20 protein-coding genes are annotated in these 24526 nt (G+C 45.4%); 8 read left to right on the top strand and 12 right to left on the bottom strand.

Going from position 1 to position 24526, the window contains the following annotated elements:
* Complete coding sequence (locus tag R3D00_15745; protein ID MEZ4774639.1) at window positions 1-309, bottom strand: isoamylase early set domain-containing protein; 309 nt, start codon at window positions 307-309, stop codon at window positions 1-3.
* 239 nt (window positions 310-548) lie between these two features.
* Here R3D00_15745 and R3D00_15740 point away from each other — a divergent pair, with 239 nt between their 5' ends.
* Together R3D00_15740 and R3D00_15735 are read left to right on the top strand one after the other, a co-directional pair.
* Entirely contained in the window at window positions 549-1952 is a 1404-nt protein-coding gene (locus tag R3D00_15740) for a Gfo/Idh/MocA family oxidoreductase (protein ID MEZ4774638.1), read from the top strand.
* Window positions 1953-2047: 95 nt separating this feature from the next.
* Window positions 2048-3397: a Gfo/Idh/MocA family oxidoreductase gene (locus tag R3D00_15735; GenBank protein ID MEZ4774637.1), complete on the top strand. Its 1350-nt coding sequence runs from the start codon at window positions 2048-2050 to the stop codon at window positions 3395-3397.
* Here the strand turns inward: R3D00_15735 and R3D00_15730 are convergent.
* The 8 genes from R3D00_15730 to trpS are packed head-to-tail and all read right to left on the bottom strand — an operon-like array spanning window position 3394 to window position 14391.
* Entirely contained in the window at window positions 3394-5619 is a 2226-nt protein-coding gene (locus R3D00_15730; GenBank protein ID MEZ4774636.1) for a hypothetical protein, read from the bottom strand. The genes R3D00_15735 and R3D00_15730 overlap by 4 nt on opposite strands.
* Before the next feature lie 11 nt (window positions 5620-5630).
* Window positions 5631-6800, bottom strand: coding sequence for a DUF4249 domain-containing protein (locus tag R3D00_15725; GenBank protein MEZ4774635.1), 1170 nt, complete (start codon window positions 6798-6800; stop codon window positions 5631-5633).
* Complete coding sequence (locus R3D00_15720) at window positions 6797-9574, bottom strand: TonB-dependent receptor (GenBank protein ID MEZ4774634.1); 2778 nt, start codon at window positions 9572-9574, stop codon at window positions 6797-6799. Before R3D00_15720 ends, R3D00_15725 begins: the two co-directional genes overlap by 4 nt.
* Window positions 9571-10353: a hypothetical protein gene (locus tag R3D00_15715; protein ID MEZ4774633.1), complete on the bottom strand. Its 783-nt coding sequence runs from the start codon at window positions 10351-10353 to the stop codon at window positions 9571-9573. Before R3D00_15715 ends, R3D00_15720 begins: the two co-directional genes overlap by 4 nt.
* Window positions 10325-11155, bottom strand: a complete 831-nt coding sequence (locus tag R3D00_15710) for an amidohydrolase family protein (GenBank protein ID MEZ4774632.1) — start codon at window positions 11153-11155, stop codon at window positions 10325-10327. The genes R3D00_15715 and R3D00_15710 overlap by 29 nt, the downstream gene beginning before the upstream one ends.
* A gap of 13 nt (window positions 11156-11168) precedes the next feature.
* Window positions 11169-12734: a ThuA domain-containing protein gene (locus R3D00_15705; protein ID MEZ4774631.1), complete on the bottom strand. Its 1566-nt coding sequence runs from the start codon at window positions 12732-12734 to the stop codon at window positions 11169-11171.
* 32 nt (window positions 12735-12766) lie between these two features.
* Window positions 12767-13384, bottom strand: a complete 618-nt coding sequence (locus tag R3D00_15700; protein MEZ4774630.1) for a deoxynucleoside kinase — start codon at window positions 13382-13384, stop codon at window positions 12767-12769.
* Between the two features lie 11 nt (window positions 13385-13395).
* Window positions 13396-14391, bottom strand: a complete 996-nt coding sequence (gene trpS, locus R3D00_15695; GenBank protein ID MEZ4774629.1) for a tryptophan--tRNA ligase — start codon at window positions 14389-14391, stop codon at window positions 13396-13398.
* Window positions 14392-14544: 153 nt separating this feature from the next.
* On the opposite strand from trpS, the gene R3D00_15690 reads away from it, so the two are divergent.
* From R3D00_15690 to dapA, 4 genes are read left to right on the top strand one after another with little or no spacing between them, the layout of a single operon-like run.
* Complete coding sequence (locus R3D00_15690; GenBank protein MEZ4774628.1) at window positions 14545-15285, top strand: ATP-binding cassette domain-containing protein; 741 nt, start codon at window positions 14545-14547, stop codon at window positions 15283-15285.
* Between the two features lie 26 nt (window positions 15286-15311).
* Window positions 15312-17303 (top strand): NAD-dependent DNA ligase LigA, encoded by a 1992-nt coding sequence (ligA, locus tag R3D00_15685; protein ID MEZ4774627.1) that lies wholly within the window; start codon window positions 15312-15314, stop codon window positions 17301-17303.
* Window positions 17303-17878 (top strand): hypothetical protein, encoded by a 576-nt coding sequence (locus R3D00_15680; protein MEZ4774626.1) that lies wholly within the window; start codon window positions 17303-17305, stop codon window positions 17876-17878. The genes ligA and R3D00_15680 overlap by 1 nt, the downstream gene beginning before the upstream one ends.
* Window positions 17879-17887: 9 nt before the next feature.
* Window positions 17888-18769, top strand: a complete 882-nt coding sequence (gene dapA / locus R3D00_15675) for a 4-hydroxy-tetrahydrodipicolinate synthase (protein ID MEZ4774625.1) — start codon at window positions 17888-17890, stop codon at window positions 18767-18769.
* A 97-nt stretch (window positions 18770-18866) separates the two neighbouring features.
* Here the strand turns inward: dapA and R3D00_15670 are convergent, their stop codons facing one another.
* From R3D00_15670 to R3D00_15660, 3 genes are all read right to left on the bottom strand, one after another.
* Window positions 18867-19034 carry a histone H1 gene (locus R3D00_15670; GenBank protein ID MEZ4774624.1) on the bottom strand — a complete coding sequence of 56 codons (168 nt, stop codon included), beginning with the start codon at window positions 19032-19034 and terminating at the stop codon, window positions 18867-18869.
* A gap of 60 nt (window positions 19035-19094) precedes the next feature.
* Window positions 19095-20318: a pyridoxal phosphate-dependent aminotransferase family protein gene (locus R3D00_15665; protein ID MEZ4774623.1), complete on the bottom strand. Its 1224-nt coding sequence runs from the start codon at window positions 20316-20318 to the stop codon at window positions 19095-19097.
* 215 nt (window positions 20319-20533) lie between these two features.
* Complete coding sequence (locus R3D00_15660; protein ID MEZ4774622.1) at window positions 20534-21418, bottom strand: tetratricopeptide repeat protein; 885 nt, start codon at window positions 21416-21418, stop codon at window positions 20534-20536.
* Window positions 21419-21568: 150 nt separating this feature from the next.
* Here R3D00_15660 and R3D00_15655 point away from each other — a divergent pair, with 150 nt between their 5' ends.
* Both R3D00_15655 and R3D00_15650 read left to right on the top strand, forming a co-directional pair.
* Complete coding sequence (locus R3D00_15655; protein MEZ4774621.1) at window positions 21569-23566, top strand: O-antigen ligase family protein; 1998 nt, start codon at window positions 21569-21571, stop codon at window positions 23564-23566.
* A gap of 18 nt (window positions 23567-23584) precedes the next feature.
* Window positions 23585-24523 carry a nucleotidyltransferase domain-containing protein gene (locus R3D00_15650; GenBank protein ID MEZ4774620.1) on the top strand — a complete coding sequence of 313 codons (939 nt, stop codon included), beginning with the start codon at window positions 23585-23587 and terminating at the stop codon, window positions 24521-24523.
* Window positions 24524-24526 lie beyond the last annotated feature (3 nt).

Here is a 24526-nt window from a genome sequence, read left to right as displayed (position 1 = left end):
TTAAAGCAACAACACTGAATTTTCTGTACCTGGATACGGCGCGGAAGCATACTTGTCAGCTTCCGGATCATTGATCCAGTTCTCTCCATTTATCAGGTATCTAAACTGGTAAGCCTGCCCTTGTTTCAGGCTCAGGGTGATAGAAAAATCACCAGATTTCAGCTTCTTTAATGGGAGTTCGTCTTTCTGCCACTCATTAAAATCACCTACAAGGCAGACTTTCTCAGCGTTTTTTACCAGATCAGCAGGCAATCGAAAAGTAACTTTGCATGTTAATCCGTTTTTTTGAAAGCTCTTTTTGATACTCATGAATTGTAATTTGGGTTATTTCCGGATTATCTCCTAAGGTAAATTCATCGAAATATGATGCCAATAAATTAAGGCATTATCCATCCTGATTAATATCATACCCCCAATATGAGTACAGATTAAATTTAGGAAGCAAAAATGATGAATAAAGCAGGGTGAATAATTTGACAGAGTCAGAATAAACCCCCAAATTAAGAAAGTATCATTTTCTGTATGTATTACTAATATCTACCTATATTATGGAGACAAACGTTACTCGTCGAAAATTTCTCACTTCTGTAAGCATGCTGGCCGCAGGCAGTCTGATGCCACTTCCAGCCTGGGGATTTGGACTTGGGCAAAAAAAACTCAGGATCGTTTTAGTCGGAACAGGCGTAAGAGGCACTTCCTTTTGGGGCCGGAGGCTGGTTGAGCAGTATTCGGATCTGCTCGAATTTGTCGGGCTCTGCGATATCAATCCCGGAAGGTTGGCTTATGCAAAAACGTATATGAAGGTAAATTGTCCGACGTTTACCAATTTTGAGGAAATGCTCAATCAGACCAAACCTGACCTGATCATCGTTACGACCAAAGATTCCACCCATCATAAGTTTATCATCAAAGGACTTGACATGGGATACGATGTTCTCACGGAAAAACCCCTTACGATTGACGAGCAAAAATGCCAGGCTATCCTGGACGCAGAGCGCGCGTCAGGTAAAAACCTGATTGTAGGCTTCAACTACCGATGGAGCCCTTATATGACAAAAATCAAGGAATTGCTGGCAGCCAACAGCATTGGAAAAGTAACCTCCGTAGACTTTCACTGGTACCTCAACACCTACCACGGAGCCGATTATTTCCGCAGATGGCATGGCCAACGGGAATCCAGCGGTACATTGTGGATCCACAAAGCCACTCACCACTTTGACCTGCTCAACTGGTGGATAGATTCCGATCCCAAAGAAGTTCATGCATATGGTTCGCTCGAACACTATGGAAGCAATGGAACATTGCGCGGGAAAAGCTGCCGGTCATGCGAACATAAAAAGGAGTGTAAATTTTACTGGGATATCACTAAAAGCGACCACATGATGAAGCTTTATGTGGACAATGAAAAACACGACGGCTATGTTCGGGACAACTGTGTTTTCCGGGAAGAGATCAATATCTACGACAAGATGTCTGCACAGATCGTCTATGCCAATAATGTAGTAGCCAACTATTCCCTTACAACCTACTCACCTTTTGAGGGATGGAGAATCTCATTTCATGGTACAGAAGGATACCTGGAAGCCTGGGTGGATTTTCCCTGGTTAAAAAACGAAAACCTCGATCAGTCTTCTCTGCATGAAGCAGAAATGGCCCAAAACCAGCTCGAAGCAGCAGACTTTGAGCCGATGATTCTTCACAAAACCTGGGGAAAATTTGAAACAGTAAAAGTGCCGGTTGTCAGAAGCGGGCACGGAGGGGGAGACGAAAGGCTTCACGACAAAATTTTCAAAAACCCCGATGCACCAGATCCTTACCGTCATTCTGCTGGTTCACGCGATGGCGCCATGTCCATTCTCATTGGTATTGCAGCCAGAAAAAGTATTGAATCTGGCCACCCGGTACGTGTTGCTGAGCTGACCGATCTTGAACCCAGAGCACAAAGACTCTAAAAAAAATCAAAAGACAGTCGGGGAATAATCATTTACACAGTATATTTCCATTTCTAACAGGATCATTCCCCGATTTTTATTCCAAATCTATTACTATGTCTAATAAAATTACTCGAAGAAACTTTGTCAGGCAGACCGCAATGGGCGGCGTGGCACTTTCTGCAACTACCCTCGGGTTTAATGCAAAAAGTTATGCCCGCATCATGGGTGCCAATGACCGGGTAAATTGTGCTATGCTGGGCACCTATCGCCGGTTTGGTGCACTCGCGCCCTCAGTCAGCAAATGTGATGATGCCGGCATGATCTATGTCTCCGATGTGGACAGCCGCAGAATGGACAAAGGGGCAGAAGCGGTAAAAAAACTGACCGGTACAAGCCCTAAAAAAGAAAAAGATCTCCGCAAAATCATCGAAGACAAAGATGTCGATGCGGTTTTTGTTGCCATCCCTGACCATTGGCATGCCGCAGCAAGCTGGTTGGCTCTCGATGCGGGCAAACATGTCTATGTCGAAAAACCCTGTAGCCACAACCCCCGTGAAGGCGAAATCCTGATCGCCCTTCAGCAAAAATACGGTAAGGTTGTCCAAATGGGTAACCAACAGCGCTCCGCGCCTGAATCACAGGAAATTATCAGCGAAATCCATGGCGGCGGCATCGGAGAAGTATATCTCGCAAAGGCTTTCTATTCCAACGGAAGAGGTAGGGTCGATAATGCCAAAAAAACTGCTGTACCCGATTATCTGGACTGGGACCTCTTCCAGGGACCCGCGCCCAGAACCGATTTTATCGACATCGTCGCTGACTACAACTGGCACTGGTTTTGGGAATGGGGAACCGGTGAAACCGGCAATAATGCTACCCACGAACTAGACGTCGCCCGCTGGGCACTTCAGGTTGAATACCCCGACGCCGTATACGTAAATGCAGGCAAACGCCATTTCAAAGATGATCCCTGGGTAATGTATGATACCATGGACGCTACCTTTGAATTTAAAGGTGGAACCAAAACCATCATGTGGGATGGAAAAAGCCGTAGTAACTACAATACGTACGGATCAGACCGGGGCACAGTCATCTATGGCTCAGAAGGCACCGTGTTTGTAAACCGCAGTGGTTACAAACTCTACGACCGCAACGGCACACTGGTACGTGAAAGAAAATCCCGCGGAGAAGAAGGATCTACCGGACTCGGCGGCGGCGGGGATATGACTACCTTGCACGTACAAAATTTCTTTGATGCGATCAGAGGAAAAGCTGCGCAGAACTCTCCCATCAGAGAAGGTTCTCTCAGTGCAAACCTTAGCCATTATGCCAATATATCTTATCGCGCAGGAAACGCACATCTCCTGGTGAATCCGTTAAATGGCCGGTTCCTCAATAAAAAAATCCAGAAAAAATACTGGGGAAGAACCTACGAGCCCGGCTGGGAGCCACCACAAATCTAAGGATTTACGACCTCCAGTTGCGTGACAACTGTTTCGCTTAAACCATCCGAAGTCAGGGCCAAAACCCTGACTTCATATTTTCCGGTGGCATCTGAGGTGTAAAATTCTATCCGTGCCTTTCCGTCTTCGCCGGTACGTATATCCGGCTCCCAATGCAGCAGGTTTCTAAAATCAGGTATATGGGCAGAGGTATTCTCTTTCTTAATAACAGGAGAAAAAATTTCGGGCGCAGTATATAAAGAATAGTTCTGTCTCAGATAGCTGTCCGGCAATTTCACGGCTTCGCCGTTACCATCGTAGGTGATCAGATGAACCGCTCCATGAAAAAAATCCCCATCTGCATAATACAGCGTACTCAATACCTCGATGTCTTCGATTTGCCGGGTGTTGACCCCGAGCAGGTTTTCTGCCTGAAGAAAGGGGATTCCGTCTACCAACATCAAGGGATCTTCTTCCAGCATGGCATCCTGATACTGGTCATAGATGCGAAGCAATGTTTGATTCTGACGGTGAAGTACATGTACCTGATATACGATTTCGATAAATGTTTCTTCTATCGAAAACCGGGTATAATCATCCAAATGATACTTGCGCTCTGCCTGACCAAAAAATGGCTGCATTTCAGGTACGGGCATAGGCTCACTTAAGCTGATGATATCTCCATAAGCCGACTGAATCTGTTGATTGAGAAAAATTTCCTGTAACTGCCTGGCTTCAGCCCGGGAAAAGGAAAGAGTGGGAGAAACAGGAGGGGGAGTACCCGCAGCAATCGCCGGATCCAACACAACTTTAAGCGGATTTCTGGCGCTATCAACCCCAAAGACAACGACTTCTTTGACGCCGTACAGGTCTTCCAACTGAAAATAAAACCGCCCGGCTGTATTGGGTTTGGCAACTCTGACGTAAGGGATTTTTCCGGGAACTGCAAGAAAAATCCGGGCACCGGAAGTATGCGGGGTTTCTGAAACTGAGCCACTGAGCGTCATGCCATACAACTCAGGGATAACTGACGGTTTTTTTTCTGAAGCAAGCGGTGCCAACGGCCGGCAAAGCATATCCAGATCATTGACCAATTTATTTCTTTCTGCAAAACCAAAAGGCAACGGCGCTTTTTTTGCAACACTAAGCGAGAGGTTGGCAGGCCGGGGGTTACCGTTTATATCAACAGTCTGAATATCAGCAACTATCCGCGTACCCACCGATACCGCTTCAGAAGAGAGCTGTATATTCACCATCAGGGGTTTAAGGTCAGTTATCCAGATATTTCTGCGTGCAAGTATGCGCGCATTCCGGTCTTTGATAAAAATCTCAAGTACACCCTCCGGAAAAAAACCGGAAGGAACAGATATCCGGGTTTCACCACCCGATAACTTTACCGTAACAGGAGCCAATTCGACCCCACCCCTTTCCATATGTACGGTCAACATTTCTTCATCGGAAAGTGTGCTCCTGATGGCAACTGAAATATCCCCGTTGGGCTTTTGTTCTGCCATCAGGCTTACACCAACTTCCTGAACATCAGGCAAAAAAACCTGCTGCGGGTTCCCGTCTTTTTTTCTGACAAATACCTTGAGGTCGCGATTAGGTTCAACAGTTATCGAAAAAACACCCAACCCGCGATCGTCTGTAAAAAACTCACTTAACCGCGTCCCGGAAGAATCACTGATCCAGCCAGAAGTCTCTACCCCTCTCCCCCATTTATCTTTTACAGCTACCCCTACCCGACTTTCCAGTCCCGCGACGAGGTTTCCTCCTTCAGGAAATAAGGCAATAATTAGTTTATCAGACAGGTTTTCAGGCAGCTCATCAAAAACCGGTATTTCCTCTGCCGGGTTGACAACCGCTACGGTTGCGAGAAAAAAATTTTCAGCAGACCCATTGGTCATCCAGCGGGTATAGGCTCTGATTTGATAATAACCTGTAGAAAGCCCGGATTCAACGGGAAGGCATACCTGGCCCATTCCATGAACCACAGGAACACGCAGTTGGGTTACGGGATTACCTTCAGGACTCCAGAGTTCGACATACACAACTTTACTAAAAGTCGAAAGCCGGTTAAATGCGGCATCCGTAACATACAGTTTCATCCAGATTTTTTCTCCGGAAAGGTACAGATCCCGATCATAGTGAATAACCACCCTTTCCTGAACAAAAGGCTGAGAGAAAACCATGGGTATCATCCAGGCAAAACATATGGCAGAAATCAAGTATTTTATCCGCATTTTCTTGGTCTTTATGGCCAGAAGGCTGGTTTTTTCAGATCACCTTGCACGGTGCAATCAGAACATTTTTTGGTACTGCCTGTGTAACCAAGAATATTACCGGCAAAATCTGCGACTGCTCCTACCCAGGCATTTCCGGCGAGGACATATCTTTGCATATCATCGATATTCGAAAAGAATATATAAGGGCAATTTTCCAGTCCTGTCGGAATCAATACCGGGGGAACATCAAGTCTGTCAATAAAAATCCGCTTTTGGGAAAAGCCATCTGCGCTAAAATACCCGATCACCGGCTCGTCCGGGTCATCGACATTTTGAATATTGCCGGTAATATCTGTGGGGATTGGGTCAAATAATGTCCCTAATTCCTGATTGATTTCTTTGGTCACACGCCAGTAGTCATAAGCCTCTTCGCTCAGGGTATATTGCTTCAGCAGAATACTGTATTTGAGGGTAAGCCGATCCGTTTCCGTGGAAATATACAGAAACGGGTAATCCACAATTTTATCCTCCGCAAGCCCTTCGGTGGTATTCAAAATGATATCTACAGATTTTTCACTTTTGTAGCAGGTACGCCGAATAGAGTCTGGCTCTACAAATACAGGTTGTTTGTTGGCAATATCCCAGTATCCCCGTGCAGGATATGGCACACGAAACATCCAGGTTTCTTCAAATTCCCACCGGTAAAATCTGCTGTTTTGGTCAGAGGAAGAAGTATTGAGATAAAGCTGCATACCCATGAGCGTATCAAATCCGGTAACATACGTCTCAAATCGCGGGTTTATCGATTCAATCGCTGCTCCTTTTTTCATGAATTGCCAGGTAGATTCATAGGATTTGCCATCGGCGGTTTCAATGACAAGCTGATAACTCCGCCCGGGTTCCCCTCTGACTACGGTTGTGTCTGATTCATACACGCCATTCCCTTTGGCGACCAAACGATGTTCTTTCCCCTTGTCATCACGAATATATACAATGGCCCCGCTGATATACTCTGGTTTGTCCTCGTCGAAGGCAAAAGTACGGCTGAGGATTACCCTTGCAGGATTTTTCCCCTCCAGCATATGGCCTTCTACCACCAGCGCATTTTCGTAGTTTTTGATATCGGGATTGAAAGGCTCCACACAAGCTGAAAGCCATAGGTTCAACCCCAACAGCATATAGATAAATGGTCTGCTCATTTTATGGTGAAGTTGTAGGTTGCAGTAAAAATAGGTCTTCCAAAGATTGACAATTTATATCCCTGTACACCTTTCGTTTCCGTTACGAAGTAAATAGAGTACACATTTCTCCGGCCCAACACATTGTACACGGCCAGAGAGAGCGAGTTATGTACAAATTTTTCCACTTTATGGTTGCCTTCCAGATTCATTGAAACATCCCATCGGAAGTAGTCAGGCACACGAAACTGATTCCTTTGGGAATAACTGAGACGCGTACCATTTCCAAACTGATATAAAGCAACCGGATAGGTAATCGGCCTCCCGGTATTCCAGGCAAAATTGCTTGAAAAATTAAACCGTCTGGAAAAACGATAGTTTGCCACCAGCGAAAAATCGTGTGGCTTATCAACCGTTGCCGGATAATACTGACCTCTGTTAATGATCTCATCAGGATAATTTCCTTTCACCCGAATCAAGGTGCGCGCATAGGTATAACTTACCCAGCCATTGAGTTTTCCCCGGTCTTTTCGTATCAGAAACTCTGCACCATATGCCTTGCCAAGGCCACTCACCACGGCTGTTTCCACATATTGATTGAGCAACAATTGCGCGCCGCTTTTAAATTCGAGCATATTGGCAATTGATTTTACATAAATCTCTACTGACGTTTCGATGGAATTCTGCCTGAAATTGCGGTAATAACCCAATGAAAGCTGATCGCCTACCTGTGGTCGGATATATGGGTCGCTCAGTTTCCATGTGTCGGAAGGAGAAATCGAAGTCGTATTGGACAACATATGCAAATACTGTCGCATACGGTTATAACCCAGTTTAATTGAGCTTTTTTCATCCAGGTTAAACCGTGAAGTAAGTCTGAATTCAGGGCCACCATACGATTGAACCAAACTACCTGAAGAAAACATGGTGCTATCTGTGAGATTTCCAACTTTTCGGGAAGCGCCAGACAGATAATTATAAATGGTTTGCGGCCCCAGCATTCCATACCACGAATAGCGAAGTCCGGCATAGATTTTCCACCTGCTGCCAACATCAAATTCATCACTCAGGTAAATGCCACTTTCTATTCCCTGTTCATTTTCCAATGCCTGGGGGCTGACCAGAGAGGCCGGGTCTGTAGCAAACCGATTACCCGGAGAAAGATCATAGCGAATCGCATTTACGCCCATCCTTATCTGATGTTTGGGGCCGGGAATAAAGGTAAAATCGGTTTTACCCTCCTGATAACGAATCTGATACCCAACCTGAAACGATGTTTCAGGGGACTCCGAAATGTCTATTTTATAATTATATTGACTAAAAATCGCAGAAGTGACTGCATACAGGCGGTTGTTGAACAGATGCTTCCAGCTTAGGGTTCCATTTAGATTCTGATAGTTGTAGGTGGTGTCTTCATTAAACAGAAAATAGTCCCGGCTGAAATAACCGGAAATATCCATCCGGTTTTTTTCATTCAGCCCGATATTTAGCTTGCCGTTAAAATCGTTGAATGCAGCTTCGCTGTTGCGGATGGCGGCATTATTAAACTGGCGGAGTATCCAGTTGGAATAGGTACTTCGCGCGCCCAGTATCACCGAACTTTTGCCCTTAAACAACGGCCCTTCCACCGTCGCCCTTGCCGTAACCGGGCTAATACCTCCACTTGCCACCCATTCTTTGCTGTTGCCGTCTTTCATGGTGATATCGAGCACGGAAGCCAGCCGGCCACCAAACCGGGCGGGTATGCCACTTTTGTACAGATCAAAACTTTTGACAATGTCAGGATTAAACACGGAGAAAAAACCAAACAAATGAGAGGTGTTAAAAACCGGAGCCTGATTGATCAGAACCAGATTCTGGCTGGCAGTTCCGCCCCGCACATTAAAGCCGGAAGCACCTTCGCCGACAGACTGCACCCCCGGCAAAAGAAGGGCGGATTTGACGATATCTACTTCTCCCATAAATGCCGGCATCTGTTGCAGGCTTTCGATCCCGAGGCGGGTTACGCCCATTTGAGCGCCTTGTACGTTGGCAGCTCTTTCTGCTTCTATCACTACTTCATCCAGCATATGAATATCGTCCCGCATCTGCATATTGAGTGCACCATCTCCTAAAAGGGAAACCTGTTGTTTCACCTCCTCCTTTCCATAGCTCCGAAAAATCAACTCGTGTTTTCCTTTGGGTAAGGTCAGAGAATAATACCCATAAGTATCCGTATTTACCCCTATTCTTAAAGATTCAACCATTACTACTGCACCGGGCAATGGTTCTCCATTTTCCTCATCCCGGACATATCCTGCAAGCGTAACTTTTGAGGACCTTGCCGGCGACTCTCCGCCAATTTCTATCATCGCTTTATTTGTTGTGGAAGCAGAATCATTTCCTGCTGTAATCGCCGGACGAAAGGATGAAACAAAAGATTCGTTTTCATTTGAAGGGCGAAGGATTTCCGGAGGACGAATAGAAAAAGTAAGGCTGTCTGAAAGTATTCGGTTTTTTGAGAGAATAATCCTTCCTGCCGGATCCGTAAACCATGAAACAGACGTTTGGCTAAGCGAAGCCCGCAGGATATCCAACAGATTCATCGGTTGCTCTGACTGGCGTACAACCACCGAGTCCACCCATTCATCCACATAGAAGACGGTGATTCCATAGCGGGGGGAAAGCGTCTGAAGAAGCCGGGTGATTGGTTGGCCATCAAAATTATCCTGGATAATGACGTCCTTTTGCTGGGCGTTCATGCTCAGCGTCAGCAAGATCCAAAGACCGAAGAAAAAGGGAAAATGGATTTTCATAGTTGATCGCAATAACGAAGAAATTTAGCAAGCAGATCTGGATTTCGCGTCCAGTCACGGATGTGATGTTCCCGCCAATAGGGTTTTACAAGCTCTTTCTGATCAGCAAACAGTGAAAAAATATCCCGGTTGTTACCCACTTCATAAAAAGCCCCTTCTCTAACGATATACCAGGCGGTTCGCGCTGCAAATCTGCCAGAAGTTTCGGTGTTGTCGCTGGTGGTCAACAGCGCTTTAGTTCTTTTTGCCAGGAGAAGCGTTTTCCCCTGATAATACAATTCAAAATAACCCGGCGAAAGCCGGATTTGATCCATAGCATCTTTTTCCGGGCCTCTTCCCAAATAAACAAATTTCATCCCTGAAGTTTCAAAAGCCACAATTTGAATCGGGTTTAACATGACCATATCCAGGCTGAAAGAATCGGGAAAATAAATCAGGGCATCCTTATATGCGTCGTACTGAATCGGAATATTGCGGAATACATATTTGGGCGTCTGTATATTACCGTACAGCCATACGCCGCTAAACCAGAAAGGCGTACCTCGCACAAACGGATATTGGGCCTGAAACCTTCTTCCATGAAGCAGGCTGGTCATATCACCACTTTGAGCTGTAATTAGTTTCGCCATTTCACCGCGTGAAAAAGCGAGGATGTCTGAGGCATGGTCTGTAGTACCCTGTGCGTTACCGTTTTGAACTGAAAACAGAAAAACAGATACTACAATCAAACCGGACAAAACACGGAAAAATCTATTTCCGCAGGTAAAATTTCGCAGCATTTTCTCCGAGGATTTTTCGTTGAGTTTCTTCCTGAAATTGGGAAACATAAGTACGGACAATGCCCATCGTTTCGGCATATTCACCCGACAGTTTGCACACAGGCCAGTCACTGCCGATCATCAGCCGATCTTCACCAAATGCGTTCCACACAACATCCAGATAAGGGGTAAAATCTGCATTTGTCCATTTTTGCCACTGGGTTTCCGTCACCATTCCAGAGAGCTTGCAATAAACATTGGGAAAGGCGGCAAGCTGCCGGATATCTTCAGTCCATGGGCTGAAGCGCTGGGCTTTGATATGAGGTTTGGCAATATGATCGAGGACAAAGGGTTGTTCCGGGAATTCATTAACCAGGGAAATGGCACGGGACAGGTGTTTCGGAAAAAGCAGCAAATCATAGGTCATATGATACTTTTTCAGCAGACCTATTCCCCTGCGAAAATCTTCTCTGAGCATAAAATCATCGTCGGGCTCATCGTGAACAACATGTCTTACCCCCACAGCTTTAGGATGGGAAGCAAATAGTTCCAATTGGTCTTCGGCCTGATCACTGCAAAGATCCACCCAACCCACAACCCCTTTGATCCAGTCGTAATGCTCAGCAAGTCCAAGCAGAAAATCATTTTCGGCAAGCGTTTGCCGGGCCTGTACAGAGATGGCTCCTTCAAAACCAGCGTTTTGCTGCTCTTTGGCAAGTTCGTCAGGATAAAAATCGCGTTTAATAACCTTCATGGAATCGCCAATCCATCCATAATCTTTAGCGTCATATTTCCAGAAGTGCTGGTGTGCGTCGAGGTTCATATTAGGATATATTTTATAGTTTGCCCGAAGTCCATAAGGCCGCGCGCCGGAGTATCCGCTGAAATTCGTATTCTTTAAAAGATTCAGGTGCATGCCCCAGCACAGTCTGAAAAACTCTCCCTTCGCCATAGCTATATGTCCAGGCCATGGGTTCCAATGAGTTTTTGACAGTAGAAGTAGCCATGAGGATTACGTTGATTTTCCCATCGCCCCGCTGGTTGTAGTACAGTTCGTCCTCCGTCGAAAAATTTTTCATTTCAAATGTAATGGGATGCGTGGAAGGGGTTTTCGCTACCACAAATTTGCCAAAGGGGTCATGCCCACTGCTGTCATTATGATCCCAGTATCTGCGACAAATATTGCGGTATTCGGGCCAGTCAGAAGCTCCGGCACCGGGCAATGAATAGTTCCATGCGCCATTGGCAAAATGTATCAACATCAGTCCGCCTCCGCCTTCCAGGTATTTCACAAATTCTTTTTTAGCCTTTTCACTCAGGCCAGTCGAATCTTCCCAATTGCAATAATTCAGTAAAATAAAATCATAATCTTCCAGCGTATAAACCCCCAGATCACGAATGTCTTCCGACACGTCGATATAAATGGATTTTTCTATCTCCAGCAGTGATTTTATTACTTTTGTTTTTGCTTTCCAGTCATGCGCCGGATGATCATTTCCGGTGAGAATCAACCCCTTAACGGTTCGATCATACAAAATTTCCGTAACCTCACGGTCTTCATAAAACGGGGCATCCATTCCATTTGCCGGCACTTCCACTCCTGCAGCCCAGACAATTCCGTTGAGCATCAGTTTACGGAATTGGTCGTTCTTCCAGTTATCGAAAAAATGGCCCATAGTCGTCGAGAATCCCCGGCTGCCATTTTCCCGTTCTACCGCCCAGGCGACCAGGTCGCTGTGTGGCAAATCGTTTTTCAGCGAGGGTACATTCAGGATCGGTATCAGCCCGGGATCGCTGTCGCGAAAGCGTATCTGATAGTAATATTCATCTTTGAGGCGAAAATCATTGGGCAAGCCCCGGGAAATCGGGTGCGCAGGCGAGGCAAGGGTAACAGTTGTGTCGAGGGTTTTAATTGCCGAGTACCAGTTCCTTGCGCCGGTATCATCCTGCCAGTCAAAATATCCACCACCCCAATCCAATATTTCATCCGAAAGATTGTCAGGGGCAAAAGTAGAAAAATGAATCACCCCAAAACTACAGCCTCTGGCCATTTGTTTTTTCATGATTTCCATTCTTTCGGGCAGCATAAATGGAACAGGAGAATATAAATCTCCATCCTGGCCATCTGATATAGTGAGAATCAGGCTGGCATTGTCCAATGCTTTTGGATATTCGGGCCAGCCGTCGTAATAGATTTCGGTGCGAATATTCAGTCCCTCCGTCTTGTCCAGCATCGCTTTGATGAGACGGGCACTTTTGATATATTCATGTTCACCGGGTCCATGGCTTTTTTTACCTGCAAGAATAACGATTTTGGTCTGTTCACCAGACCCGGTCAATCCGGCGCAAGCAGAAAAAAAAGAAAGCGAAACAATAAGTAGAAATGAGGTAGCGGCATTCATAGACATCGTGTATGTCCGTGAATTTAATCATTTCAGGAAAAAAGTCCGTATAATTCTCCCTTTATCCTGTTAATGATAATGCCGAGGTGCTCGGGGTTGTCCCTGAAATTGAGATCACCTACGGTAACTTCGATTTTTTTTCCATAATTGTAAGTCTCATACCACGCTTCGTAACGTTCGTTGAGCCTTTTGAGGTAATCCAGCCGAATGGAATCTTCGTAGTTTCTTCCTCTGCTCTGGATTTGTTCGACCAGCGTAGGAATGCCTGCCCGCAGATAGATCAGCAGATCGGGAGGCTGTACGAGATCGGCAATGGTTTCAAACAATTCTTTATAGGTTTCATAGTCCCGGGTGGACATCAGCCCCATTGCGTGAAGGTTGGGAGCAAATATCTGTGCATCCTCATAAATGGTCCTGTCCTGAATAATGTTTCGTTTTTCACGTCGAATGATAATCAGTTTTTTGAGACGGGACTGAAGGAAGGAAACCTGAAGATTAAATGACCAACGCGGCATATCCGAATAAAAATCCAGCAGGTACGGATTCTGTTCGTTGTCTTCAAACAGCGATTCAAATCCAAAATATTTGGATAAGAGATAGGTGAGGGTCGTTTTGCCCGCACCGATATTTCCGGCTACACTAAGGTGCATAGGATTTACATTTAAGCATAACTGGCAACGCCAGGGTTGTACCCCATTCTTTCACGGACCCTTGCCAGTACCGGTTTGGCCACGGCACGGGCTTTGGCTGCACCTTGGGCGAGTTTTTCATCTATTTCCCCGAGGTTGTTCATATAGTGGTCAAAGGTGGCTCTTTCCTTTTCAAAACGGGTCATAATACATTCAAGCAAAGCTTTTTTCGCGTGGCCATATCCATATCCTCCACGAAGATAGTTTTCGCGCATTTCTGCCGTCTGCGCAGGAGAAGCCAGGAGTTTGTATAACGCAAACACGTTGCATGTATCCGGATTTTTGGGATCTTCCAGAGGTGTTGAATCCGTAACGATACTCATCACCTGTTTTTTCAGCGATTTATCATCTGTGAAAATCATAATAGTATTGCCCCGGGACTTGCTCATTTTTTCCCCATCTGTACCGGGCACCACCATGACCTGTTCGTCGATCTTTGCATCGGGAAGCACAAAAGTGTCTTCACCATAAGTACGGTTGACCGCTTCGGCCATATCGCGGGTAAATTCCAGATGCTGTTTCTGATCTTTACCGACGGGCACTATCTCAGAGTCATAGAGGAGAATATCGGCAGCCATCAGCACCGGGTAGAAAAATAATCCCCCGCTCACCAGATCCATCCGATCCGCTTTATCTTTAAAGGAGTGTGCCAGTTTCAGTCGGCTGTAAGGCATAAAACAGCCCAGGTACCACATCAACTCGGTGACCTCAGGCACATCAGACTGCCGGTAAAAAACGGATTTATCTGTATCCAGGCCACAGGCAAGCCATGCAGCAGCGGTTCCATAAGTATTTTGCCGGATCGTCGGGCCGTCATGAATCGTGGTCAGCGAATGCATATCGGCGATAAAAAGAAACGAATCATTGTCGGGATTGGCAGACAACTCAATGGCAGGGATAATCGCTCCCAATAAATTTCCCAAATGAGGGATACCTGTACTCTGTATTCCCGTTAAAATTCTGGACATAACCGTAAAAAATCAATATTAAATGGTTTATACTCCTCAACAGCCCTTTACGTTTGAATATAAAGCCCTGCGAAGGTAATAACAATCCGGGCAAAAAGGAAAACAGGAACGGATTCAGGAAAATTCTGTAAATTTCGGGCGGAACAGAAACCTATGTCAATTGAGATCAAAAACCTGCGGAAATCCTTTGGCGAAAAAGAAGTTTTGAAAGGAATTGATTTTCACTTCGAAAGGGGGAAAATCAATATGATTATCGGTGCCAGTGGAAGCGGAAAAAGCGTTATGCTAAAATGTGTGGTGGGTCTGATCAAACCCGATGAAGGACATATTCTTTATGACGGAAAGGATTTTCATGCATCAGATTTCCGGGAAATAAAAGAAATCAGGCAGAATATCGGCATGCTGTTTCAAAGCTCCGCTTTATTTGACTCGATGACAGTCGAGCAGAATGTGAGTTTTCCGCTTCAGACATTTACCAACAAAAAACCCGCTGAAGTCCGCGAAAGGGTCAACCTTTGCCTCGACAGGGTCAATCTCACAGGCTCTAATAAACTCCTTCCCTCCGAAATCTCTGGCGGAATGAAAAAACGTGTGGGTATCGCCCGTGCCATTGCGATGAATCCCAAATACCTTTTTGTGGATGAACCCAATTCTGGCCTCGACCCGCTTACTTCCTCTGTCATTGATAAACTGATACAGGAGATTACCCTGGAATACAATATGACTACCGTTGTCGTGTCTCACGATATGAATAGTGTGATGAATATCGGAGACAAGATTATGTTTCTGTACAAAGGCAACAAAGAATGGGAAGGCTCCAACAAAGAAATCCTCTACTCCGGTTGCCCTCCTCTGGACGAGTTTATTTTTGTATCAGACCTTATTAAACGATAATTCTCCCTTCATTCAACCTTACGATCGTGTCTCCGAAAGAAAGAATCGACTACCTTACCCAGGAACTCCATCTGCACAATCACAACTATTACACCCTCAATAAGTCTGTGATTTCGGATTATGAGTTTGACCAGTTACTGAAAGAGCTGGAACAATTGGAATCCGAGCATCCGGAATTGAGGCATGCCAATTCCCCTACCCAACGTGTTGGCGGCACTATCACCAAATCATTTCCCACTTTCCGGCATACCCGTCCCATGCTCAGCCTGGGAAACAGCTATTCCATGGAAGATATCGTGGAATTTGATACGCAGGTAGAAAAGCTGGCAGGAGGGAAACCATACAGCTACCTTGTCGAACACAAGTTTGATGGCGTATCGCTGAGCCTTCACTATGAAAATGGTTTACTGATTCGGGCGGTTACCCGTGGCGACGGTGTGGAAGGGGATGAAATCACCCACAATGCCCGTACGATTAAAAGCATCCCGCTACAATTGATAAGCACTGACTATCCGGCAAGTGTGGAGGTGCGTGGAGAAGTAATTTTGCGGAAAAGTGATTTTGAAAAAATCAATGAAACCCGGCTGGAAGAAGGCCTTCAACCCCTCAACAACCCACGAAATACAACCTCTGGCACCCTCAAAAAGCAGGATTCCAGCGAAGTAGCCGAGCGACCGCTTGTATTTTTTGCCTATTACCTCGAAGGAGACGGATTGGCAATGGAAACAGATGCCGTGGCTATGGATCTGCTCGAAAAATGGGGATTTAAGCTCAGTGGTTTTCACAAAGTTTGCCAGAATATACAGGAAGTAGAAGCCTATCTTGGAATATGGGAAAATCAGCGCCACGAGCTGGACTATGAAATTGACGGCATTGTCATCAAAGTCAATGAGCGCGATCTTCGGGAAGAAATCGGTTATACAGCCAAGGCGCCCCGTTGGGCGATTGCGTACAAATACAAAGCGGCAGCCGCCGTCACCCGCCTCAATTCGGTATCCTTTCAGGTAGGTCGTACCGGAAAAGTAACCCCGGTAGCCAATCTTGAACCTGTATGGCTGGCCGGCACTACCGTCAAACGCGCATCCATTCACAATGCAGACGAAATCGAAAGACTGGATCTGCATGAAGGAGACTATGTGCATGTAGAAAAAGGCGGAGAAATCATTCCCAAAATTACGGCCGTGGCGTTAGAGAAAAGGGCGCCGGGGGCAAAACCCATCGTCTTTGTAGCCGACTGTCCGGAATGCGGAACCCCGTTGGTGCGAACCGAAGGAGATGCCAACCACTATTGCCCCAACGAGTCCGGTTGTCCGCCGATGATTAAAGGAAAAATCGTCCATTTTGCCAGTCGGAAGGCGATGAATATCGACGGACTCGGAATAGAGATCGTCAACCAGTTGACAGATGCAGGTCTGATCCGCAATTATGCCGATTTGTATGACCTGACCTACGAAAAACTTATCGCGCTGGACCGGTTTGCAGATCTATCGGTACGCAACCTGCTTGCGGGAATCGAAGCCAGCAAAGAAATACCATTTCCGAAAGTATTGTTTGGTCTCGGTATTCGTTATGTAGGAGAAACCGTAGCAAAAAAACTGGCACGGTATTTCAGTAGTATTAACGAACTTGCATCGGCAGATTTTGAAAGACTGGCTGCGGTACCAGATATTGGAGAGAGGATTGCAGAGAGTGTGGTAGCGTTTTTTCAGAATCCGGAGAACAAAGAAATAATCCTCCGGCTTCAACAGTCAGGATTGCAGCTTGAAACGGCAGAAAAAACCGGTCTATCGAACAAGTTAAATGGGAAAAGTTTTGTAATTTCAGGCGTATTTTCATCCCGTAGCCGGGAAGAGATCAAACAGATGATTGAAGACCTTGGTGGAGAAGTAAAAAGTGCCCTGTCAAGCAAAACGACTTATCTGCTCGCGGGCGAAAGTGCGGGGCCTTCCAAACTCTCAAAAGCCCAACAGTTGAATGTTACAGTCATCTCTGAGGATGAATTTTTGAATATGATCTAATGGAGTGGTTAAACGACATAAAAGAAAAATTCAGTAAACGACGGATTCGCAATCTCGACCGGTCGGAAGAATACCTGCGTGATTTTGTGGATATTGAAAGCGCCAAAAATATTGGTGTGATTATCAATATGAATGCACTTTCTCAGGAAGAGCTTAAGTTGGTCAACAACTATGTCGAAGCGCTTCAGAAAAGACATAAACGATTGCTGGTGATTGAGTTGAACTTCAACAAAAAATCAGAGCCCTATTTTACCAATTCAGTTGAGTCCATTTTTATCAACCCTGCCAAACTCAACTGGCTGGACTACCCTACCCCCGGTATTGAAAATCAGATCAGGAAATACGATCTCGACATCCTGATGGATTTTGACTTTTCTAGCCGGATGACTTCCAAATATATCTGCGGTATGGCCAAAGCCAAAACCCGTACGGGTGTACATCGGGAAGGATTTGAAAGTTGTTATGAATTAATGATCGACCGTGAAGACGAAAGAGATATTAAGGCTGTGATCAAGGAGTTTGATTATTTCCTCAATATGATTGACAACGGTAAAAAGGTAAAGGTACAAGGCTAATCTAAACAAATGCAACAATTCTCCGGCACCGGAGTGGCAGTTGTCACTCCCTTTTCCAGTGACTATACCCTGGATACGTACGCATTGCGCAAAACGATCAACCATTTGATCGATGGCAAAGTTGAATATCTGGTTGTGCTTGGCACAACAGGTGAATCCGCCACCCTCTCCTCTGAGGAGAAAAAGCGGGTAATAGACATATTTTTCGAGGAAACCGACAATCGCATACCGCTCGTTCTGGGTTCCGGAGGAAATAACACTGCCGAAATCTGTAAACAGGTTGAATATTATACCGAAAAATACCGTCCGGCAGGCATCCTTTCTGTAAGTCCTTACTACAACAAACCCTCGCAAGAGGGGATATATCAGCATTATAAAGCTGTGGCTGGAAGCACGGATCTGCCGGTCATTCTCTATAATGTACCGGGTCGTACCAGTTCAAACGTGCTGGCTCCCACTACCCTGCGTCTGGCCCATGATTGCAGCAATATCGTAGCTGTGAAGGAGGCCTCCGGCAATTTTGAGCAGTTTATGGAGATATTGCGGGAAAGACCCGCCGGTTTTCAGGTATTGTCGGGCGACGATTCGATCAGCATACCGATGATCAGCCTGGGGGCTGAAGGTACAATCTCCGTGATTGCCAATGCCTTGCCGCTGGAATTCAGCGATATGATCCGCGCTGCACTGGCAGGAAAATATGAGGAGGCGAGAGAAATACACTACAGAATATTTCCGTTTATGCAGCTAATTTTCCGCGAAGGAAATCCCGTAGGGATCAAAGTGCTGATGGAAATGCTGGGCATTTGCAGCCCAACCGTGCGGTTGCCTTTGGTGGAAGGAACCGCAGCATTGCGGGAAGCGATTCAAGGCCAGCTGGCTGCCACGCGATAAACGATAAATGCATATTAGATGGTCAGGCGACCAGGCTAAAACAAAAAACGGGTTGACCCAATGGATCAACCCGTTTTCTTTTTAAAGAGTATCAGGCTTATTTCATGTCCTGAATTTCTTTTCTGATATCCTGAGCGAGTACTTTGATGTCCTGCATAGCTTTTCTTGCACGAGTTCCGGCAGCTTTGTTGCCTTTATCGTAGAACTTTGAGAAATCATCCTCAATACTAATGACCAGGCTTTTTAGTTTTGCGTATTTTTCCATTTTCTTTACTATTTGTTGTTACAAGCAATTAAAAAAAAATCCTATTTTTCGCCAAATAAACTACATTTTTATTACAGGCAATTCCGAATTTAGATACACACCAGCCTCAATATTCGCTCTTACTGCCTCAAAAGCGTTGAGGGTATAGTCTACATCCGCCTCGGAATGCGCTGCGGTAGGTATTAGCCTAAGCATAATCACCCCTCTTTCCACTACGGGATAGGTAACAGGTGAACAGAATATTTTGTGGTTGAAACGGATATCTGAAACAATTCCAATCGCCTCTCTGTCCGAACCCTTCAAATATACGGGTGTAACTGGAGATTGTGTAGGTCCTATATCAAAACCACGCTCTCTAAGACCATTTTGAAGTCGGTTTACAATCGTCCAGAGTTTTGTTCTCAGTTCCGGTTGGGTGCGAAGAAGTTCCAGACGTTTGATTGCTCCGATAGTCATAGGCATACAGAGAGACTTTGCATAAATCTGGCTCCGCATATTGTACCGAAGATAGTTAATAACTTTTTTATCTCCGCAAACAAATGCTCCGAAACCAGCCATAGACTTAGCAAACGTATTAAACAGCACATCTATTTTATCCTGAACACCAAAATGTTCACCTGTACCGATTCCGGTAGCGCCCATGACCCCAAATCCGTGCGCATCATCGACAAAAAGTCGTGCATTATACTTCTCTTTTAGCGCAGCAACTTCGTCCAGCTTACCCATATCGCCTTTCATGCCAAATACCCCTTCGGTGATAATCAGAATTCCACCTCCGGTTTTTTCAACAATCTTTTTGGCTTTATTGAGTCTGTCCTCGAGTTGTGCCATGTCATTGTGGGCGAAAACAAATCGTTTGGCCAGAGACATGCTCATACCATCAAGGATACAGGCATGAGACAACTGATCATAAACGATAACATCCCGGCGATCTGTCAATGACTGAACAATCGATACACAGCCCTGATACCCGAAGTTCAGGAGAAATGCATCTTCTTTTTGCATAAACCCGGCAACTTCTCTCTCAAACTTTTCGTGATTGTCGCTATTTCCGGTGAGCATTCGTGAGCCCATAGGATAAGCAAGCCCATACTCAGCGGCAGCATCAGCATCCGCTTTGCGAACCTCGGGGTGGTTGGCCAGTCCCAGGTAGCTATTGAGGGACCAAACCAGTAGTTCCTGTCCCATATACCGCATACGTGGTCCGATTTCTCCTTCCAGCTTAGGGTAAGCAAGATACCCATGCCAACTGTCGGCGTACTGTCCCAAGTCCGTCGACATCATTCGGTCTATCTTATCAAATACGTCCAAGATCTTAGTTTTTGTAGTTTTTAGGTCAATTTCTGACGGAGCAAAGTTAAGACTATTTCCCAAAATTGAAAATTATTCATATTCCCGTGATAATTCTTTGACAAAAGAATAAACCGGCAAACACAAAAAATGTATTGGCCGGTCTGATTTTCACCGTGTTGTGTTTTTTTTCAATCCTTCATTTTTCCCTATCTGTTGGCACCTTTATCTCGCAATTCTCTTGCCTGATGGGCTTTTTCTGCCGACCAGGTAAAAGCAGGCTCTACAGAACAGGCCTTTTCGAATAGCGAAATGGCCTCATCATAACGCCCCAACTTGAGATACAGATCGCCCATAGAGTCATAGGGGTTGCCGGAAGCGGGAAATAGCTCCATATAGGTTTTGAACGCTTCCTCAGCCTTGACGTACTGATCCATCGCTATATAAGTATAGCCGATCATGTTGTAAGCGTTACCTAAAGTGCCATCAAGTGCCAGCGATTTCTGAAATTGCCCTAAGGCAGCCACATAATCATGCAAGCTGTTTTTATAAATATATCCCAATATCAAATGAATGTACTTATCGTCAGGATACATTTGTTCAAGCGACTGCCAGATTTCCGCAGATGAAGGGCCCTGCATCATTGCCGCAATAAACATTCGCTCTCCTTTGGAAACTTTACCGGCGTATTTCTGCGCCTGCTCCATGGCGTTTTTCTCCCCATCTGTATTGCCCATCGTGCCATAGTGCATCGAAAGATACACCCATGCCAGCGCAAATTCCGGATCGAGCGCAATGGCCTGTTTCAATAATTCGAATGATTGCGAAAGGTTGGTAAAGTCATGTCTGTATTTTCGCGCCATCTCAAACCGGCTTAATGCCCGGTCTGAATCAGTGGTTACAGGCATGACCAACAAGCTCTTGTCTGTCTGTTGTTCGATAAGTTGTTTACTGATTTTTGCTTCGGTCATCAGGGGATCAGAGGGGGATTGGGTTTTTTTCAGCGCTTCTGAAGTTCTGCTGCTACAACCCACCAAAAGGGAGATAGCGAGAACCAACCCAACTGCGATCAGGCTACGGAGGGTATTTTTCATAGCAATTGGTTTTAGGTTAATTCATTCTGCGGGAACGTGTCCAGGGAAACCAGGGTTCACTGAGGAAGCAAAAGGAGTAAAATACTTCAACGAACAGGGGGCAAAACACAACCGAATTGTATAATATAGTGAATATTTTGGGAAAATCAAATGAAATTCTGGCTGGATAACGTTGTCAAATGGTCTTTGTTTCTTCCACTGGGTGCCGGCCTGGCCATCTTATTATTTGCTTATTCTGATCACCTGATGGACCCGACGCTTTTACCCAAGTTTCTGGGAATAAATTTCGTGGCCGCAGGTTTTCTAGTAGCGAGTTTCATTAAAGACCGGGGCCAGAAAATCACAAAAATCCTGGCCTCCAACCCCTGGCTTTGGGCCTACGCTTTTTACCTGATGATCTCTGCTATCAGTCTTTTGTACACCATCAATCCTGCCGATGGTTTTTTTGAATGGAGTGTCGCCCTTCTGCTTTTTGTTTATTTTCTGATCCTTGCCTCCTGGTTGCCTGATTCTGCCAGGGTTGACAAATGGATCAGCATTTTCACCCTGATTATTCTCGCTGCGGGTGTCAACCAGTATATGACCATGATTCGCGCATTTGGAGCCTCCCACAATACCAGCTATCTGGTTTCTTCTGTATTCGGGCATAAAAATACGTTTGCAGAATGCCTGCTGCTCCTTTTGCCGATAAATTTTTATGGGACTTTGCGCCAATCGGGCTTCTGGAAAATCTTTTCGGCAACTGCCCTTCTGGTCAGTCTGATATTTATCCTGCTGCTATTATCCCGGGGCGTGTGGGTAGCTTTTTTCGGTGCAACGGCGGTAACCATTCTGCTTTATTTTTTTATCCTCAACAAAAATTTAACCTTCCGGATAAATCGCAGATTTCTGCTGAGAGGCGGATTAATTGCGGGCATTTTGGCGTCAGGGACCATTTATTTCTATTCACAAGTCGATACATCGGAAACCCTGGTGAAACAGGTAACCTCTATTGCCGATGTTTCTCACCAGTCTACCGAAGACCGGCTGGGACTTTGGAAAAGGAGTTTTAGTCTGTTTATGGAAAAACCTTTTACCGGCCACGGAACCGGAAGCTGGAAAACGGAAGTGCTACGGCTGGGTACAACAGGCATGAAATCAGCTGCTGGCGGATTTCATTTTGTACGCCCCCACAACGATTTCCTTTGGATCCTTGCTGAAAATGGGTTGCCGGGCTTTCTGGCTTATGCGGCTTTTTTCCTTCTCCTGATCTGGCAGTTGATACGAATATTAATAACCCACCCCGATGACTCCCTGCATTATCTGATGGCTGGTTTTGGCCTGTTTGCCTATATGCTCATCGCGTGTGTGAGTTTTCCCCGAGAACGTATCGAACACACCGTAATCCTGGCCATTACGCTTCTGCCTTTTCTCTCCCAAACAGGCAGTGCGCAAATCAAAAATCAAAAAAAGCTGATTTCTGGTTTGGTTGTGATTTTTCTGACTGGTATTTTAATCGCAGGTTTATACGTAGGTTTGGAGCGGTTTGCCGGGGAACAACATATCTTTAAAGCTATTCAATTCGAACAAAAACAACAATGGGATCCCGCTTTGAAGGAACTCCACCAGGTAAATCTGCGTTTCCTGCCACTGGATCGTACAGGTACCCCCATTCAACTTTATACAGGATCCATCTATATGCTGAAATTTCAGCCTAAATATGGTTGTTCGGAATATCAGCGCGCGTTGGCGGTGCACCCTTATAATCCCGAGGTTATTGCAGGACTGGCCCAGTGTTACAAACTTTCCGGACAAAAGGAGCAGGCCGAAGTTTTCTTTAAAAAATCTCTCGAAATTGCCCCGTTTAACAGTCAGGTACTAATAAAACTCACAAATTTTTATCTCGAAAATGGCCGATATCAGGATGCCATCACTACCCTTCGCAAAGCAGATCCCCGGAGGAATGATATCGCCTATGACGAGGCAATTGAAAAAATTATTCAAATAGAAATAGAACAAATATCCACTGCGCCAGAACTCGCACCGCTGGCTCTCTGGCTGGCAGACACGACACAGACAAAACCCAACTATCATCATGTTTTCAGGGAATCTATTTTCCGACAGCAGCCATTTACCCAATTGCTTCAAGAATACGCAGACATCCGTTAGCCCTTAATCATTAAGTCAATGCAAACACACATATCAGAGAAACTTACTCATCAGGAACGGGATCTGCTGAAAACGATGCTCTACTTTGATCTATTTTCCTATCCGCTAACTGTCGCAGAAATTCACAACTGTTCACGGATAAAGGGCCTGCCACTCAACGAATGTCAGCGCATCGTGGAAAAACTGAGCAAAAACGGATACATATTCCAAAAAGGAGATTTCTGGGGTATAGACCCAGATCATTCGTATCATGAACGCCGGGTTAGCGGAAATCTTCTTGCAGAGAAAAAACTGCCGCAAGCCCGCCATATTTCACAATGGATTGGCGCATTTCCTTTTGTAAGAGCCGTTTTTTTGTCGGGTTCTATTTCCAAATATTTTATGACCGAAGAGTCAGACATAGACTACTTTATCATCACCGAACCACGCCGGCTATGGATAGCCAGAACGCTGCTCGTGCTTTTCAAAAAAATCTTCCTCTTAAATTCCCATAAATACTTCTGTGTCAACTACTTTATAGACACAGAACATCTTGTGATTGAGGAGCAAAACCAGTTTACCGCTACAGAAATCGTGCATTTGATTCCCACTTACGGCAAAGAATATTATCAGCCTTTTGTGGAAGCCAATAGCTGGACAAAGAAGTATTTCCCCCAGTTCCCATCCCGGTTCAGTCCGGATATTCCCGGGTCGAAAAGCGGGCTGCTCAAACGGCTGGGCGAAATTTTGCTCGGAGGAAAAGCCGGAGAGTGGCTGGACCGGTTTTTTATGAAAAAAACCGTTACCTACTGGAACCGAAAGTTTGATTTTATGGATAGGAAAGAAATAGATGTTGCCCTAAAATCGCGCACTTATGTTTCTAAACACCATCCACAAAACTTCCAAAAAAAGGTGTTGGATGGCCTGAAAAAACGAATTAGCGATTTTGAAGAGAAACACGGAATCGAACTCAACTGAAGC

The sequence above is a fragment of the Bacteroidia bacterium genome (assembly GCA_041391665.1).
Lineage (GTDB): Bacteria > Bacteroidota > Bacteroidia > J057 > J057 > JAGQVA01.
The sequence above is the reverse complement of the archived record's forward strand: the minus strand, read 5'-3'. Positions and strand labels throughout refer to the sequence as shown.